The 16,511-nt window shown below is 58.2% G+C and carries 9 protein-coding genes and 3 pseudogenes; 5 read left to right on the top strand and 7 right to left on the bottom strand.

Annotated elements, in window-relative coordinates:
• Nucleotides 1–13 precede the first annotated feature (13 nt).
• Together AB7245_RS37475 and AB7245_RS37470 are read right to left on the bottom strand one after the other, a co-directional pair.
• Nucleotides 14–364: a hypothetical protein gene (locus AB7245_RS37475; protein ID WP_144030629.1), complete on the bottom strand. Its 351-nt coding sequence runs from the start codon at nucleotides 362–364 to the stop codon at nucleotides 14–16.
• 169 nt (nucleotides 365–533) lie between these two features.
• Nucleotides 534–1,547, bottom strand: a complete 1,014-nt coding sequence (locus tag AB7245_RS37470; RefSeq protein ID WP_081369135.1) for a helix-turn-helix transcriptional regulator — start codon at nucleotides 1,545–1,547, stop codon at nucleotides 534–536.
• Nucleotides 1,548–2,654: 1,107 nt separating this feature from the next.
• Here AB7245_RS37470 and AB7245_RS37465 point away from each other — a divergent pair.
• Nucleotides 2,655–3,449, top strand: coding sequence for a class I SAM-dependent methyltransferase (locus AB7245_RS37465; RefSeq protein ID WP_014493350.1), 795 nt, complete (start codon nucleotides 2,655–2,657; stop codon nucleotides 3,447–3,449).
• 251 nt (nucleotides 3,450–3,700) lie between these two features.
• Nucleotides 3,701–4,519 (top strand): BA14K family protein, encoded by an 819-nt coding sequence (locus AB7245_RS37460; protein WP_161495760.1) that lies wholly within the window; start codon nucleotides 3,701–3,703, stop codon nucleotides 4,517–4,519.
• Nucleotides 4,520–5,289: 770 nt separating this feature from the next.
• On the opposite strand, the gene AB7245_RS37455 is transcribed toward AB7245_RS37460, so the two are convergent.
• Entirely contained in the window at nucleotides 5,290–6,267 is a 978-nt protein-coding gene (locus AB7245_RS37455) for an AraC family transcriptional regulator (RefSeq protein WP_085399136.1), read from the bottom strand.
• An 848-nt stretch (nucleotides 6,268–7,115) separates the two neighbouring features.
• On the opposite strand from AB7245_RS37455, the gene AB7245_RS37450 reads away from it, so the two are divergent.
• Complete coding sequence (locus AB7245_RS37450) at nucleotides 7,116–8,339, top strand: OpgC family protein (RefSeq protein ID WP_085399135.1); 1,224 nt, start codon at nucleotides 7,116–7,118, stop codon at nucleotides 8,337–8,339.
• A 695-nt stretch (nucleotides 8,340–9,034) separates the two neighbouring features.
• On the opposite strand, the pseudogene AB7245_RS37445 reads toward AB7245_RS37450, so the two are convergent.
• Nucleotides 9,035–9,367, bottom strand: a pseudogene (locus tag AB7245_RS37445) (ATP-dependent DNA ligase); the annotation flags it as partial.
• Between the two features lie 521 nt (nucleotides 9,368–9,888).
• Here AB7245_RS37445 and AB7245_RS37440 point away from each other — a divergent pair.
• A pseudogene (locus AB7245_RS37440) lies at nucleotides 9,889–10,218 on the top strand (transglutaminase-like domain-containing protein); the annotation flags it as partial.
• Between the two features lie 204 nt (nucleotides 10,219–10,422).
• Here AB7245_RS37440 and AB7245_RS37435 read toward each other — a convergent pair.
• The 3 genes and pseudogenes from AB7245_RS37435 to AB7245_RS37425 form a co-directional block, all read right to left on the bottom strand.
• A pseudogene (locus AB7245_RS37435) lies at nucleotides 10,423–10,807 on the bottom strand (transposase); the annotation flags it as partial.
• 57 nt (nucleotides 10,808–10,864) lie between these two features.
• Nucleotides 10,865–13,849 carry a WD40/YVTN/BNR-like repeat-containing protein gene (locus tag AB7245_RS37430; RefSeq protein WP_439035540.1) on the bottom strand — a complete coding sequence of 995 codons (2,985 nt, stop codon included), beginning with the start codon at nucleotides 13,847–13,849 and terminating at the stop codon, nucleotides 10,865–10,867.
• 1,054 nt (nucleotides 13,850–14,903) lie between these two features.
• Nucleotides 14,904–15,470, bottom strand: a complete 567-nt coding sequence (locus AB7245_RS37425; RefSeq protein WP_354080771.1) for a hypothetical protein — start codon at nucleotides 15,468–15,470, stop codon at nucleotides 14,904–14,906.
• Nucleotides 15,471–16,175: 705 nt separating this feature from the next.
• Here AB7245_RS37425 and AB7245_RS37420 point away from each other — a divergent pair.
• Nucleotides 16,176–16,493 carry an OsmC family protein gene (locus AB7245_RS37420; RefSeq protein WP_439035539.1) on the top strand — a complete coding sequence of 106 codons (318 nt, stop codon included), beginning with the start codon at nucleotides 16,176–16,178 and terminating at the stop codon, nucleotides 16,491–16,493.
• Nucleotides 16,494–16,511 lie beyond the last annotated feature (18 nt).

Below are 16,511 nucleotides of genomic sequence, written 5' to 3'. Positions count from 1 at the left end.
AAAAGAGCCTGTGTCAATCGGTCAGGTTGAGCGTCTTATCGGCGCAGACGTTGATGCCGGAGGCATCCGTCGACTGGCCGTCGTCGAACGTCCCGCGCAGATCGAAGCGGCAATCGCTGGCCTGTGGCAGTTTAGCCGACGCTTGCTTGCCGGATTTCAGCGGGCCGAGTACTTCCTTCCAGTCTGGCGACCCGGACTTGGCCGCCTCCAGCTGGACTAGATCCGCTTTGCGCGAGTTCGTCACGGTGACCGTGACCGTGACCGCGCCCGCCTGTTTCGCCTTGGGCTTCGGCGCGGCCTGCGCAGCGGTAAGGCCGAACAGAGTTGCTCCCACGAGCGCTGCACCAAGTGTCCGAGTGTTCATCGGATTGTCTCCGTTTGGCCCCCAGCAGCGACGGTCTCATTCTTCAACGCGATGCGGTCCCGGTTATGGCCAGTTCGCGTATTCCATAGATCAAGGTGAAGGAACTCTTTCAGCCCTGTAGCCCGGTGCGCGCTGCCTGCCGTCCCGCGAGGTCGAACTGTCCGCGTTTTCAGCGGCCTTCGCCCGCGCATTGTGAGGAGGCGCAGGATGACTTCTGCCGCACCATCGATGCGGCGCGCACGCCTGATGGCGTCTCGCCGAAGTGTCGGCGGAACGAGCGATTGAAATGAGAAACATCACCAAAGCCGACTGCAAACGCGATATCGATGATGGCCAAATGCAGATGGTGCGGGTCAGTCAACATCGCGAAGGCACGCTCAAGCCGACACGCTGCAAGGTGCTCGGTGAACGACTTTCCGGTCTCTTCGAGCAACTTTTGCACGTATCGCCGCGACATACCGAGCGCTCCAGCAACATTGTTCAGATCGACATTGGGATCGCCGAAGCGTTGCGCGACCTCCGCCAGGATCGCCTGCAGCTTGGCGGCCTTCACACCACGCTCCGTAACGAGGTTTGCAGCTTCGACGGTCGGCCCGAGCGTCGCGGCCACAAGATCGAGGAGATGTGTGCCGACGGTGGAGGCGAGTTTTGATGACGGAGGTTCTTTGAAGGATGCGAGCGATTGCAGGTAGAGGTGGAGCAGGCGAAGCGCCGGTCCAGGACGCACCGGCCGACCTGATAGATCTTCCGGCTGTGCAACCAGCGACCTAAGGGCGGCAGCCGGCACGGTCACGAATTTGACGCTGGCGCCACGCGACCCAAATACTCGCAGCAGCCTTCCCCGGTCAACCAAACAAGCGGCGCCGGCATCATAGACATGTTCTTGGCCAGCATTTGCAAATTGGACCGGGCCAGCTTCGACGATGTTAAGTCCGAATTGGTCACGGCTATCCTTGAGGTGGCGTTTGTGACGGATAAACTCCACCGGCGTGGTGACAATGCTACAAACGCCAACCGGGCCGAGCGGCAAGTAGGTGACATTGATACGCGGGCGGCCGCCGCTGTGATCTATCACGTCCAAGGCGAGGTTCAGCCGCGTAAACTCTTCACGGAACGTGGAGAACCTTGTTCGCTCCGGCAGCATCTCAGTCGACCATCGCACAAGGGGAGATGACGTTGGCATGCCGGCCTCCCGTTTCAGTGCCCAACCACGCAAGAACGACTGAGCGCCCGAACGAAATCTGTAAATTCCTCGAATGACGCCAAGACTGAGACAATATCGGACCGCAGCTTCGCTGCAGGTGTGAGGTGGATTACAAATGGAGGTAGGGACCTCAAGAAAATGATGAGGAATTTCCCGTCAGGCTTTCGATGCCGACACGGTTCGCATCGAGGTTGCTATGATGCGCGAAATGCCGCAAGGGCACGAAGAATTTGCGTGAGCAACGTTCAGGATGCGCATGTGTGATCCACAGCCGATACGACTGGCGTCACTCCTCAAAAGGTGAAGAAAGCGTCGTGCCTAAAGGCCGCCAACCGAGACGGCTTGCTTCTTTAGCAAGCCCACATCATCCGCGAGCTGCGGGCGGCCGGAAAAGCCAGTCTACGTTCCATTGCAGAGGAGCGGAACGAAGCCGGCAACTCGGTTGCGCGCGCGGAAGACTCAGTTTGCTCGGTTCAGCGGTTGCGAGTGTCTTGACCATCGCAAGATCGAATGGGGTTGGGATAGAAGCAGCGATGCGGGCCCGAATGGGATCGCCCAAAAATGTCACTGCAATCGTGATCATCACTACAGATACTAGGACTACGAGCACATCAGTCATGATGGCCTCGAAAAGTGCTTCGTCATGATTTGAACCCCTCACAACCAATGACGCGCGCGTGCGCAGCTATAATCAATTTGGCATGTAGCAGCGATCCAGACCCAATTTAGCGGATGCGTCAAAACTGATGTCCTCGCAGGACGCGATAGCTTCCACGTCGTGCATCGCACGGACACGACAGGATGGTCGAGGGTCCTATGGAGGGCGACGAAAAGCGCGGGGACCGTGCGGCCGAACCTATCGAGATTATCTGGCGCGAGAAAATCCGTGGTTGCAGTTGCAGAGGACATGCATCTGTTTCGGACGCGCGCTCATCATCGCGCTAGGCGGTCTACCTTGAACTGAGACATTGTGCCGCAACCGATTTGTAAACTGTGGTTGAGGTTCGTCTTGCGTGCCAATGTTCTCATCACGCCGGGCTCAAGCGACTGAGCTGATTATTCCATCGAGATCGAGGAGTAAATTTCATGGCGCAAATTCTTGCTCATAACCTCAAACCCGCCGCGACTTGGGGTTCCGGCGGCGCGTCCTACGATACCGTGAGCCAAAGTATAGCAGACGCCATTGATCACGTCGTGAATCGAATCTGGCCGCAACCGGGAGAGCGCATCCTTGACGTTGCGACAGGCACGGGCTGGACTGCGCGGCGGTTATCTAATCGAGGCGCAAAGGTGACTGGTATCGATATTGGTGAAGGCGTTATCGAGGCGGCGAAACTGATTGCACCGGAGATCGACTTCAAGGTCGGCGATGCCGAAGCGCTGGAATTTCCGGATCAAAGCTTTGACTGTGTGACTTCGACGTTCGGTGTCATGTTTGTCTCGCGCCCCGAGGCTGCAGCTGCCGAGTTGGCACGTGTCACGCGCAAGGGCGGGCGACTGGGGTTGGTCACTTGGCTGCCTGGCAGCGCGGTTGAAGAAATATTCCAGACAATGCGGCCATACATGCCGCCACCGCCTGACAATCCTCCTCCTTCGCCATTCGCGTGGGGCCGGGAAGGCCGCGTTCGGGAATTGCTTGGCGATACATTCGATCTGGCCTTTGAACCTGGCACCACGGTACTCCGCATGCCGAGCGGCCAAACGGTATGGGACATATTTGTGACTGGCTATGGTCCAACAAAAACGCTGGCTGCGTCGCTCGACCCTGAAAGGCGCACGGCACTTCAGCGAGACTTCATCGCGATGCATGAGAAGCACCGCTCGCCGGTCGGGTTAGCCATGCCGCGCGACTATCTCTGTACGATTGGAACTCGAAAATAACGCACCCGGCACTGCGTGCCCATCAGCCATCCTGGGAAACGCATCCGCAGTGGACCAAGCGTCCCATCATCGACCTCGACGCGAGCGCGTCAACGCGGGGGCCTCCGTTGTGTCCGGCACGTTGTCCACCGCAATCGGTAGCGGCTTGCCTCTCCCGCTCGGGGCGGCGCATCGCCGCGCAACCGGAGCTATCACCGAGGAGTAACACCAAACTTGAGGCGCACAACGGGTGGGGTTAGGCTTCCGGCGAAGTGAAGAAGCAATGGCCTGATAACCCGGCGGTGGTTTACATGCGCCATACGATTAAGACCGCACCAAACGTCGTCATCCTCGAGGCGTCACACGCGCGGCGGGGATTTGCAATTTCCTGGATCGCCCGAACCCTCGTCGCGGCGGCACTCATCGGGTTCTGTCTCAACGCCGACGTCGTCGCCTATGTGGCACGATACGCCACTCAGCAGGAGTTATCTAAGCTCATCACGATCGTCCCGCCGGTCATGGCGCAACAGACGCCATTCTCGAAGGGCGACGAGGCGGCGCAGCTCAAGCAGGCGGTCGACAGCGCGACAGCGGAACTGCGGCAGTCTCTGCAGCAAGAGCACGCCAGGGCTGAGGCGCTCGAAAAAGAACTTGTGAAGGCATGGCGGTACGTCGGGAAACTGCTGTCGGTGCCCAACGGCGAGGCGCACCAGTTCAGCCAAGCGGTCGACAGCGCGACGGCGGTACTGTGGCAGTCTCTGCAGCAGGAGCACGACAGGGCCGAAGCGCTTGCAACCGAACTGGCGGACGCGCGGCGCTCCATGGAACAGAAACCTGCCGTTGTGGAAGAGAGGCCCGGTGTCTCCTTGCCTGCCTGGGCAAACAGCTACGCCGCCTTCGTGAACCCCGCCCAGACCGCAGGTCAACCGGACGTGGCCACGGAGAACAGCAAATCGGCAATTAGACCAGGCGAATCAGCTCGCGTTGAACACAAACCGCGCGGGGGCTACGGCTGCCAGCACTTTCAGACCTACGATCCGGCTTCCGGGACTTACATCGGCTATGACGGACGGCGGCGTTCCTGCCCATAAGTGCGGGGCGGTGTTTCGGCAACAAGTCTAGCTGACCTGCCGCTATGGCAGCGAGATGCAGCCGCCCTCACTCGTCTGCTGCGGCTTCCTGACGACGTCACCGAACGTGTCGTCTTGTCGATCCATGCGAAGGCCTGATCCTGACCACCGATGAGGAACGCGATGTCTGGATGCGCGCGCCGTGGGATGAGGCCAAGGCGTTGCAGCGGCCATTGCCGGACAACACGCTTAAGATCGTGATGCGGGGTGAGGATAAGGAAAATCGCGCTGCCGCATAAGCCCCAGCATTCGCTAAGAAAAAAGGCGAATTAACCTTTCCTTAACCATAACCGTTCAGCCTCCTCTCGGGGCAGCTCGATGGAGTAACGGGCTATGTCCGACCGAGCAGCAAAGCCTGATGGGAATTTGCTTTCTGCGTTCGCGTTGATGATTGGTGGCACATTAGGTATCAGCCTGCCGATAACGCTGGTGATCATTTGGATTTGTGCCTAGCGGCCTTCCGATATTGCGCCGCCGCCTTGTTGTCGCTCGTGGCGTGTACGAGCGCAGCTTTCACTGTTGACCTAATCGGCCAAGCCAGCATCATCGACGGCGACACTCTTGAAATCCACGGAGCGCGCATCCGGCTCTGGGGCATTGACGCGCCCGAGAGCAGCCAGCTTTGCCGGGGCGAGGACAGCCTGCAGTATCGTGCGGCGCAAAAGCTGCGAACGAATTGGCGGCCTTCATTGGTGACCGTCACGCGCACGCGCCAATCTGGGGCAGATGGATCAGCTGGGATCCCTTCGGGCGCAACGAACGCCACGCGGCGAATCGCCGAAGCGAGCTCGGAACAAGCGATTGAAATGCGAAACATCCGAGAAGCCGACCTCTAGGGCGATATCGGAAATCAGCCGCGCGCTGGCGCTGGGCTCGGTCAGCAGTTTGAGCGCTCGTTGGAGGCGTAACTCATTCACGTGCCCGGTGAACGATGATCCTGATGATGCCATCAGGCGCTGCAGATAGCGAGGTGAGATGCCTTGGCAACGAGCTACCATCTCGACGCTGAGCCCTGGTTCTTGAAAGTGTGTCTCGATGTAATCGAGGGCGGCGTCGTGGCGCGCAGTCACGACAGCGCTCGCACTGCTCTCGCCCAAGGGAGCGCACTCGCCGATTGCGAGCGCCAGGAGATCGTGGATGTGAGCCACGACCGCATCTCGCAGCATCGGGGTGGCCAGAACGCTCTCAGTAAATGCCGACTTGAGATAAGCCATGAGAAGTCGGAGCGCTTCACTTCGGTGAGAAATCGGCCGCATGGCGCGGCTTTCGACGTTCGTCACGCGCTGTGCAAGCGCGTCGCGCGGTACGGCAAGACCGAATAGCAATCCGTCGACATAGGTGACGGTGACCGGTTCGGAATGCAGAATTGCGATGGCGTCGCTGGCGTGAAGCTCGATTTCTTGACAGCGCTGCGATAGTTGACTTTTGCCGGGAGAACAGAGGATGACTCCGATCGAGTCATCACCATCAGCGATGCTCGCCTGCAAGCGCTTGAAACGCATAGGGGAGCCTTTGAGCGCGAGCCTGCGCAAACCTCGGATCGCTTGCAGCGTTGCGTAGGCCTGAAACGGTGCGTTCGATAGCGGCTCAATATCAGCGTGGACTATGCCTCGCCCAAAGTCCTCGCACCATAGCGGGATTCGCATCCGCTCCGGAAACTCCCGAGTCGAGAAACGATGTGATACAAATTCGGCTGCGTCCATAGACATGGGGACCTCCAGCCTTGTTGGACATCGGGATCAAATGCGACAAACTCACCGGTATCTGCATTTTGCAGTTGGCGCACCGAACTTGTTTGATCTGTGCGCAAGAGTCCAAGAAGCTACGCCATTGGCCTGCTAGTCTCGCTCAGCTAAGTTCAATGCTGATGTGAACTCGTTCACTTAGCGGCCGGAAATTAGGTTTATAGTGATTGCGAAGGCCGTGGCGTCAAAAAATCTCCTTTAAGAGGAGGCGGTCGTGATGGCTCTATTTCTGATTGCCGTTATCGGATCTAGTTTAGATATCCTTGGCGGGGTGAACCCGTAAGCTCCGCTTCTATGATTCTCGCGATTGATCGAACTCAACGATCCGCGGACAGACTGTCCTGCAGCACTAGACGTTCTCTGATACCGATTTTGTGTCGCGCCTCGTCGGCCACATCGTCGTCATCCGAGTTCGTCGGACACAAACTACTCCGGCGCCGTTGATATTTACCGCCGGTTGAAATGGTCGAAATCTATCGTCAATGGTGATGATCAAGCGAGGGTTCGATCATGTCCACCCTAGTCGAGATGTTTTACCGTGAGTATTGCCGTGCCCGCCTCGCCGAAATGCGGAAGCAGCTTCTGATACCGGTTGCCAGCGACGACATATTGCAAACGTTTTGGGAGGACGGCGAAGCTTCCGGCCCAGGCAATCAAAGCGCCGGTTGGCGAACGAAAGAGCCTCCAACCATCAGGTAGCTCAGGCTCGTAACCGCATCGTTTGGTCGGATACCCCGCTCGGCAACACCCCCAGCCCGGAGCAGCGGAGCCTCTCATCGACCGATGTGCGAGCACGCCGGCAGGTCAAACAGATGCACGATCGAACTCACACCTCGAAGCGATTGATCGGCGAAACTCCGCCGGAGTTCCGGGGGGCTGGCCGCGACCTGCGCATCGATGTCTGTCGAGGGATCGCGCTATGGTGGATCTTTCTTGATCATGTTCCCAACAACATCGGAAGCTGGCTGACACCGCGCAACTACGGCTTCTGCGATGCCGCCGAAATATTCATGTTCATTTCGGGCGTGACCTGCGCGCTGGCCTACGGCAGGGCACGTCAGCGCGAGGGCTGGAGCGGCATGATTGGTCGTTCGCTGCGGCGGGGATGGGACATCTATGCCGCGTTTCTGCTGCTCACGCTCGCTTGCACCGTCCTCGTCTACCTCGCGGGCAACGATCGGCTTGCCGACGAGAGCAATACGCGGATTCTGCTCGATCATCCGGGCGCGACGCTTGCGCATGCCGCAATCCTGCAATATCGCCCTGTCAACACCGACGTCTTGCCGACTTTCGTCATCTTTCACGTGTTGTTCGCGCCGCTGTTGTGGCTGCTGCTGCGTGCACCAAACGTTACGCTTGGTGTTTCGCTGTTGCTTTATGCGCTCGTGCACATCTTCGGCTGGAGCGTTCCAGCCTGGCCCAGCGGCGCCTGGTTCTTCAACCCGTTGGCTTGGCAGCTTTTGATCGTGCTGGGCGCCTGGTGCGTCATCGGAGGGGAGAGGGTCTGGCCCTGGGTGACGTCGCGCACGACGCTTACTCTTGCTGTTGTCTATCTGGTTTTTGGCCTGGTCCTGACGCTGAGTTGCAGCGGCAAACCGCTGGTCCCGCAAAATTTGACGAACCTGCTCTTCCCGCTAGATAAATCGAATCTCAGTCCGTTCCGGCTGCTGCATTTCTTGGCTATTGCAACTGTGGTGCTATGGTTCATTCCTCGGGATTGGCGAGGGCTAGCGACACCAGTCATGCGCTGCGCTAGGTGCTGTGGCGAGAATTCGCTGCCAATCTACTGTCTCGGCGTCCTCCTGGCGCTGGCCAGCCACCGGACGCTGCTTGACATTTCGGACCGGCCTGCGATGCAGATCGTGCTCAGTCTTGCTGGAATCCTGGCGATGATCGTCGTCGCGATGCTGCTGAACCGGATCAGCGTCAGACGCGGTCATTACCCCGGGTGGACGCAATCGACCGAGAAGATCGGGTCCGTATTCTCTAGCTGGCAGGTTGCGGATGGAGCGCGCAGGGAAGCTCTTGGCCCTTAGCTGACGTAACCGCCCGGCTACCATGACCGCCTGAAGGCGATCCGCGCACTCTACGCAGCGTGGACGCACGAGGAGGCGACCGTCTGGCGGATGTAGAGATCTACTGGATCACCCGATAGGCGCGCGCGGTCCTCTTCCTGAACGGCCCCGGCTTGCCGTGGTTCAGCGCCCGCAGCATTCCGACGCGTGCCTATTTCCTCCCTGATGGCATTCATCTGACGGCCGCGGGATATGCGCTGGTCGAGGCGGTTCGTAAGCGGCTTGAGATCGCCTAGCTGGCGCTTCCCATAGGTACTGTCCGTATTTAGGCGTCAGCATTCCAAGCTGAAACGTGGAGTGTCCTACTTCGCGCCCACAATGCACTCAGTCGACACGATGATCGCCGCAGACCGCTGAGTCAGATACGGCTTCGGGATGTTCAATTGTTTAGCCGCAACATCGCATTGTTCTTGCGTGTCGAACTTGAAGGTTGTGACCGTAGAGTGAACTCCGTTGGTCGGGGGGACTCCCACCAAAGCCGTGATGAAAACCAAGGTCCACATGCGGGGCTCCTCCTATAAAATAAATTGGCGGCCTATTTCACGTCATTCAATCAATTAGGACATCGGGTGGTTAAATACGGACAGCACGCGAAAACCTGGTGACTGCCCAATCCGACATTCGTATCAAAACTCCCTGGACTTAGCCGGGTGGGTTCAATTCTTCACGTTGATCCATTCCTTCGTGCGGCCCGCGATGTAGCGGCGATCGCGACGTTTCGAGACCAATCCCTCAAGGCCCATGCCACAGGCTGCCTTGAATAGGTCCGGCCCAATTCGCCCGCCCTCAAACGGTGCGACAAAGATGCCATCCGGACGGCCACGTAACAAGCGGGTTAGGTTGGTCTTGCGCATCGTCAACGGCAGCTGGCGCAGATCCTCGCCGCCGAGCGCCAGATTGTCGAATGCATAGAGCTGAACCTCGTCATCGTGCCGGCGGGAGTGCAGGGCGTTGAAGTCTGAGACGCCGTCCACACCAAGCACCACGGCCCAGACCGGCTTCCGGCCGTGGAGTTCCCGGTATCTGGCACAATCGACCGGAGCCCTGCCTGTAAGCTCACCCTTGAGTGGGCCGCAGCGGAACTGCCAGAAGGGCGCCCTGATCAGCAGATCTAACCCTTTTTGAACGGCAGAACTTTGCCGGACTTTACTGGCGATGAAGGAGGTTCTGGCTCAGGCGCTTCGGGGTCGAGGCCGTAGAGGTCTTCCACGGTGACTTCAATTTTCCTCAATCGCTTGCCGCTTTCGTTGTAGGCGAGAGCCGAGCCTGTCCCCAAACTTTCGGATCGGCTGCTCTGATGCTCCAATCAGACGGTTGTCAGGGAAGCAGATGACCTCGCCGTGAGTGGCCTTCAACACGCCCTTCGGTTCGAGAATAGGCCCTGCAAACTGAATGTGTCGGATATCGTAATAAGGACCGGTTCGGTGGCTCGTTTCATCGATACCGAACATGTAGTCGAAACGCCAACGTTCGATCTGAACGACGTGCTTGACCTTCTCAACGCGCGGGCATGAACATCCCAGCCCGCTATTGTGCAGGCTATCTCGGCGATATTGGCGTCCCGCGAAATCCAGCGCCGATGGATTTTAGCGCCTGGTTTGAAGCGTACATTGGCGGGAAGTGGTATACGTTCGACGCGAGGCACAACCATCCCCGCATCGGCCGCATCGTCATCGCTCGCGGAAGAGATGCTGCTGACGTCGCTATCTCAACTGCGTTTGGCCCGACGAAGGTGGTACGCTTCAACGTAATGACTGAAGAAGTGTTGGTCGACGATGCGGTTTCGCTTCAGCCGAATGGCGATGCATCGCAGCAGATTGCCAAACGGCAACGTGCTTGAGCAATTCGAGGCCACGCCTGAGTTTGGGAACGACAAGCTAGGTAAAGCCGATCCTTTCCCGTCGCTTCACTTGAGGTTTTCTGAAACCACTTGAGTGGTGTTCACCCTGGGTGGCAACCGGGGAGCTTTATGTAGGCGCTGATTTGGTCACGCAGAGGCTGGCCTCAGGCCTGCATCGCCTCCAGCAATCCGCCTCGCTGCAACAAACAGATCAAGCTTGCGGCGCAGCGCTACGAACTCGCGGCAGACCTCACGAATGGCCTTGCCATTGTCCTTGCAGAAATCTGCGATGGTCTTGAAGTCCGGCGCCAACTGCCCAGTCAACCAGATCATCTCGATATTACGCTGCCATTCTCGCTCCAGGCGTCGGTTCGACGGCACGCGATTGAGGCAGCCGTAGATGCAGAGCTTGAGCATAACACCGGGGTGATAGCTGGGTCGGCCGGTGTCGAGCGGCTGGACACCGAAAAATCCGAGCTTGTCGAGATCGATACCGTCAACAAACACGTCGACCGCTCGCACCGGGGTTATCCTCGGTCACATAGTCGTCGAGCGATGCCGGAAACAGTGTGCTCTGGCCGCGATCCAATCCTTCAACAAAGCGCTCGTCGGGCGAGTTGGATGTGTTTCAAAGGAGGAACTATTGTCACTCAGCATCCCGATGACGGACGACGAAACTCGCTCCGTCGATCGTTCGCTTCGTATTGGCGTCACGTACGATCAGCGTGTGAGGCCCAAGTTCTCGGGGGGCTTTGATAATAGTCTTCAGAAAACCGCTGCGGTCGCCCTCGGTCTTTCCTATAGCACTTCCATCCAAAACGATTTCCAGTACTGCGCCGCTGGGCATTCGTTCGCCTGTCAGCGTCAGCGGATCTTCCGGTTCGACGTTGTCCATTCCCTTGCCCGTCGCCGAAAGCGAAATGTACGGCTTCGATAAGGTCGGAGAGCGATTTTGCTGCAGAACAAAGCGCGCGTCAGCGGTTCTCACGTCCTGTCGCGTCGCGGATTTATCAGAGAGCGGAATTCTCCCGCTCGTGTAAAGCGCTCCAAATAGCCCACCGCGTTCGTCCAGCGCAAGTCCGGTCAGCAACCTGCCGGAGGGCAGTGCAAAGGTCTTGTTAGTTTCTATCCCGATGATTCCGATACGCTGGTTCGTGTACCGTATGGCGAGTTTTACAGGAGCGCCGACAAACGCAAGCGAGGTTTGCGGCGTAACTGACAATTCACGAAGCGCTCCGGCTTCTACGCGGGCGCCCATGATCTCTCCTTCGAACACAACAATACCGCGTTTGAATCGATCGGGTGAGGGATCACCTTTAAAGATATATTTAATGCGGCAGGATTGGATGACGCAAAGCGGGCGTACGCTCGTAACGACCTGACTGCCGGTCAGCTTCCAAAGGCCACGGCCCAGGGTTGAGACAAAGGCATCCGTCGGGGACATCCAGTCGATGGAGGTGATGGCCGTAGCGCGCTCCGAATTCGGTACCTTGATCCAAGTAGCGCCCCTGTCCCTGGAGACAAAGAGGCCGTTCTGTTGAGTGCCAATGGCAACGCTGTTGGGATCATCGCCGGAGAATGAAACGTGCGAGGCGAACGGGAAGTGCCCAACGTCGAACGGGAAGGCTGGGAAAATCCCGACGTTGAACGGGCTGGCCCCCGCGCCAGACCGGAATCGACCCGCATCGGTTACAAGAGACGTGAGCCCCGGAATTTCGCTCCAGTTGTCGCCGCCATCGTGCGATTCCATTATCTTTCCATTGATGACATCGGGCGCAATCAGATGCTGGCTGTCTTTAGGGTCAACTCCAAAAACATGATGCCAGTCCCAATCGGGGGGAGAGATGCCAATGCCTCCAAACCCATTCATTGCCGGGAAATACACGCTTGCCATCGTGCTTGGGGGGGACATCGTCAACCTCACGAGATGTACGATCTCGAAATTTCGGGTTGCGTCGAATCCGGTCCTGATCGCTTGGTACTGCACCGGCAGTTGACGGTGCGCAACGCGAATCGCGCTGAGCTTCGGAATGTCCCGGCGGTCTGCCGGTACGACGGCATATTGGGTCCAACTCGAGCCCAGATCGTGAGTCGCAGCAAACCCCTTTAAGAATTTGCCTGGTGTGTCGTCGACCCCCTGGTTATGGAACGACTTGAAAATAGAGGTCGGATGTCCAACGACCGGGCCGGGAGGATCGGGCCATTGATGCAGTCCGGAAAACGCCGCTCCATATGTTTGGGAAAACACCCTTCCGCCTACTTTATTTGTGCAAGGATCACACGCAGTCACGGTGACCACGCTGTCGGCCGGCGACCGGAAGTGCTTTTGCATCTCGATGTTGAGGCCCTCGGGACCAGCATTAGGGGGCGGCCAAGTCAAGCCTCCATCCCCGGAGGCCCAAATGCCGTTGTCCTGGACCGCTATGTAGAGATCGTACTTTGCCAGGTTATCGATCCATTGACCTTTCACTTCAGTAATTTGCAACGCGTTGTAGCCGTTCGGGCCCGAGCCTGTGAGCGTCCAGTTGACGCCACCGTCCAATGTGCGATGCACGCCTCCATCGGTAGCCAGTAGAAGCGGCGCGCCCGTGTCCGGCCCCTGCGTGCGAAATGCCATATCGCGCGTATCCCAGTGATCGGCGGTCGACTGGATCACCGGGCCGCTATAGTCGAAACGAGATGTTCCCGGAATCTGCGGAGCTACAAGCTTCGCAACGGTGCAGCGGTTCCCCAACCACAAAGTCAGGCCTGTGGGCGTCGCCAAAGGTTTGACGAATCCAATTCCGCCGCAAAAGTCTTGCGGGCCACGTGAAAACGTCGGGACGATCTTCGACCAGCTCACTCCGCCATCCTCACTGACGAAAAAGTCTGGATCGCCATAGGCGTAGAAGGTATTGGCGTCGAGGGGCGAGGCGGCAAGCGCGTGCAAGTCGAAGACAGGGACCGGAAAACTGACAGGGACCGGAAAATTTGTGGCGGCCCAAGTTGCGCCACCATCGTCCGAGCGAACGACCTTGGTGGAGAATCTTGAATCATTTGAGCCAGCAATCACAAGATTACCGGATTGGGCCGACACAGAGATTGCCGCAAAGTTGATGGGGCCCCTGACAATCCAGCTTGCGCCTTGGTCGCTGCTCTTGGCCACACCGTAGCTCGTCGCAACAAAAATATCGCCAGTGTCCGGTGCAATGGAAATTTCCCTTGCATCAAAGCGGAGATCCCTAGGACCGCCGAGAGAGGGGCTGGGGATGTGCGACCAAGTAACGCCGCCATCGGAACTTCGCCAGATGCCGCCTCCTTCGTTCCCTACGCTGAACCGATCCGTCGCTGTTGCCAGAAGAATGTCTGATGTCACATACGCGACGGCCGACGTGTAATAGGCGCCAAGCGTATCCACATGGCTCCAATGCGTTCCGCCGTCGGTAGTCTTGAAGAGGCCACCCGATTCCGAAGCCACAAACATAATGCGGTTGTCGGAGGGGTTGACCGCGATCGTGTCGGCTCGTCCACCGTAGGGTACGTTGGGCTGAAATTCTTCGAGTGTCCAATCGATTGGTGATGGCTGAGACTGCGCGGGAAGCGCGAATCCTACAACTGCAAGGAAAAGTGCCGAGTACATCTGGCATTTCATTTTTCCCTCCATTTGCCCGAAGGATTAAGGACGATAACGCCCCCGCAACAGCCCGATAAATCCGGGCGCAGGGGGCACTTTCCCTGGAGAGGAACATTCGCTCCACCCCAGCGTGCAAGATGGAAGTGAAAGCAACCCTCAACCAATATAAATGGACGTGAACTATCTCACACAACCGCAAATTTTAGCGCAGTAGTCATGACCACTGTCGCTCCCACTGCAAGGCGGGCTCGCCGACATCGAGATCTCGAAGTTCTGGAGCGGATACCTAATTACCATCGGGAGATTTCGGTTCGCCCTACCGCTCTGCGCCCGCCGCGATCGCGCCCCGCGAGAATCGCGGCGCACTGTGCGATTACCTCGCGAAACAAAACTTCAAACCACGTTCCCGCCGCTATGCGAAGCTGTGCTGACGTTAAAGTCAGCAAGGGGTCAAAGCGGGCCGCTTTTGTCGCAAAGCGGTCGTTGAGCCATCGAGCGCCGCTACACGGCGTTGGACACCTTCTCATGACGGTGGTGCTCGAGAGGCTCCTTGAAGACAGGCTTTGCTAAAAACGAAATGCGTTTTGCTTGAATCGCTTTTTGGATTCGATCGCGGTATCTCTGATTCACGCTGCCGACCTGATGATGAGCGATGAGATATTCCGTTTGCGTTGCTGAGTACGAGTGATAGGACAGCTTCGCTGATCAACCGTAGGCCATTTTCTGCGGTGACACGGCGAAGCGCTACAGCACTCGCCGCTGGTCATATCTGCTCGCCATTTCTGACTTCCATATGTGCACTGGGACACCAATTATGAGTGTCGCTCGTTCACTGGCCGACTTCTTCCGTAACATCTGATCTGCGAATCTCTGTTCTTGGTCGCGCAGCAACTCGGATGCGCTCCAAACGAAGCTCAATGCTTTCGCGTGAGAAGCCAAATCCATCAGCGATCGAATCCACCAAAGCTCTGGACCCGCTTGCGCCGCCGGCGGCGGAAGACCGCCCGTGCGTGCGCAAGGGGCGCCGAACTCCTTCGGGGGTCGCAATGACCGTCCTTCTGCCAGGCGGCTTTTAGCCCTGACCCGGGCCACGTCCCAGGCGCCGCGGCAGAATGTACTCGACGTCAATGCTAATGCCGTCCCCGCTCAGGGGGGTCGCCGTGTAGACCGCTGAGACGGCTAAGTCGAAGAAGCTTCCGATGGTGAGGTAGCCGATCGTGAGCCCTGACTCTCGGCTTGGGGGGCCGCCGAGCAGCAATTCCGCGATACGGCAGCAATCGTCCATCGTCGCCCCCAGCGGTGGAAGCGTGATGAGCTCGCCAGTGTTCTGAGAAACCTTGGCTGGATCGGCGAATTTGGGCTCGCGCCCGATAACGGCGCCCGCGTTGATCAAAGGTACGAAGAATTTCGCGACCTGCGCCGGCAGACCGGTGATATTTTGAATGTTGACCTCGGTCGCGTACACGCCCGGCCGGGCGCCTGCGGTACAGCAGCAGTTCGTCTCGGTCTGCTTGCCGCACACGACCTTCACGCTGTGCACGAGGAACTCGGCTTGCGGTGGCACGGAAGCGGTAGCAAGCAAGTCGCGGAACGGATGCGGGAGCCGGTCATTCCCTGAGCCTGTTGGATTCTTGGCCATTTCGATCTCCACGATGGTTTGCGGAAGACGACCTCCACGTGCACCTTACGCCAGACTCGACCCAATCTTTTGAGAGATGGCTCACACACGTGGAAGAAGCCGCGACAGGCCCGCAGCTCCTCGCGAGCAGTGCAACGGATCGTCAGGCGACGATCACTCGATTGTCCTTTGAAGGGCGACAAGAGACGCTAAGACAAGCAACAGGGCTCCGGCGAAGGTGATGCCAAGGAAAACATTGTGCATGACGCCGCATCTCCCATTCACCGCTCTCCCAGCCACCTTGTTGACGACGGGGACCGGATCACCAAATGGCCCCTCAGCCGTCGGTCATTCGTTGCGCTTCAGTTCGACAACGAACCCCTCCGGCAGATCGTCAGGATCGGTGCGCTCGCAGGCTGGACAAGGCAGCCTCGTGCTGGTGCAGTATCTCCTTCGAAGAGAACTCGCTCCCTAGGTGTCTCACCAGTCGTGTTCGCCATTTTCCAGGTGCGATCGCGGTCAGCCACAACGATGAAGTTGGGGAATAGCATCATCGCCGTGTCTCGAGCTGGGACTTCGAAGCAGTGGTAGTCAAGGGTTCGAGGCTTGCCATCAGTTTTGCCTGCGCTTGCCCCAACCCTTCCTTCAAGCTGTCCAACAAAGACAATTCAGCGACTGCAGGTGGAGTCGTGGCTTTGTCGTTCCTCGAGGGTTCGATATTCGTCTTTGACGCTGCATGATGAACAGCAACCTTCTTCGAACGCCTGCATGACCGTCGGATACGTGGCGCAGTGCGCGGTGCGTGGAATCACCCTCGAAAGCTTGTCGATCGAGACCGATGGCGACATCGATCTTCGTGGCTTCCTCGGGATCGATCCTGCCGTGCCGCCCGGCTACGAGACCCTCAGCTATACCGTCCGGATCAAAGGCCGTGGTACAGAAGAGCAATTCGCTGAGGTTCATGAGGCGGTGATGGCGACCTCGCCCAATTTCTACAATTTATCCCGGGCTGTGGCTCTCGAACCTGTCTTGATCGTCGAGTGATTGCACGATGGCGCACAT

This window comes from Bradyrhizobium sp. 604_D8_N2_3, from assembly GCF_051810765.1.
GTDB lineage: Bacteria > Pseudomonadota > Alphaproteobacteria > Rhizobiales > Xanthobacteraceae > Bradyrhizobium > Bradyrhizobium barranii.
Note: the sequence above shows the minus strand (reverse complement) of the source record. Positions and strands in the feature narration are given on the sequence as shown.

Coding starts and splice junctions, on each gene's coding strand:
- AB7245_RS37455 (WP_085399136.1), bottom strand. CDS start 6,267: ATGTCTATGGACGCAGCCGAATTTGTATCACATCGTTTCTCGACTCGG.
- AB7245_RS37450 (WP_085399135.1), top strand. CDS start 7,116: ATGCACGATCGAACTCACACCTCGAAGCGATTGATCGGCGAAACTCCG.
- AB7245_RS37430 (WP_439035540.1), bottom strand. CDS start 13,849: ATGAAATGCCAGATGTACTCGGCACTTTTCCTTGCAGTTGTAGGATTC.
- AB7245_RS37425 (WP_354080771.1), bottom strand. CDS start 15,470: ATGGCCAAGAATCCAACAGGCTCAGGGAATGACCGGCTCCCGCATCCG.
- AB7245_RS37465 (WP_014493350.1), top strand. CDS start 2,655: ATGGCGCAAATTCTTGCTCATAACCTCAAACCCGCCGCGACTTGGGGT.
- AB7245_RS37475 (WP_144030629.1), bottom strand. CDS start 364: ATGAACACTCGGACACTTGGTGCAGCGCTCGTGGGAGCAACTCTGTTC.
- AB7245_RS37470 (WP_081369135.1), bottom strand. CDS start 1,547: ATGCCAACGTCATCTCCCCTTGTGCGATGGTCGACTGAGATGCTGCCG.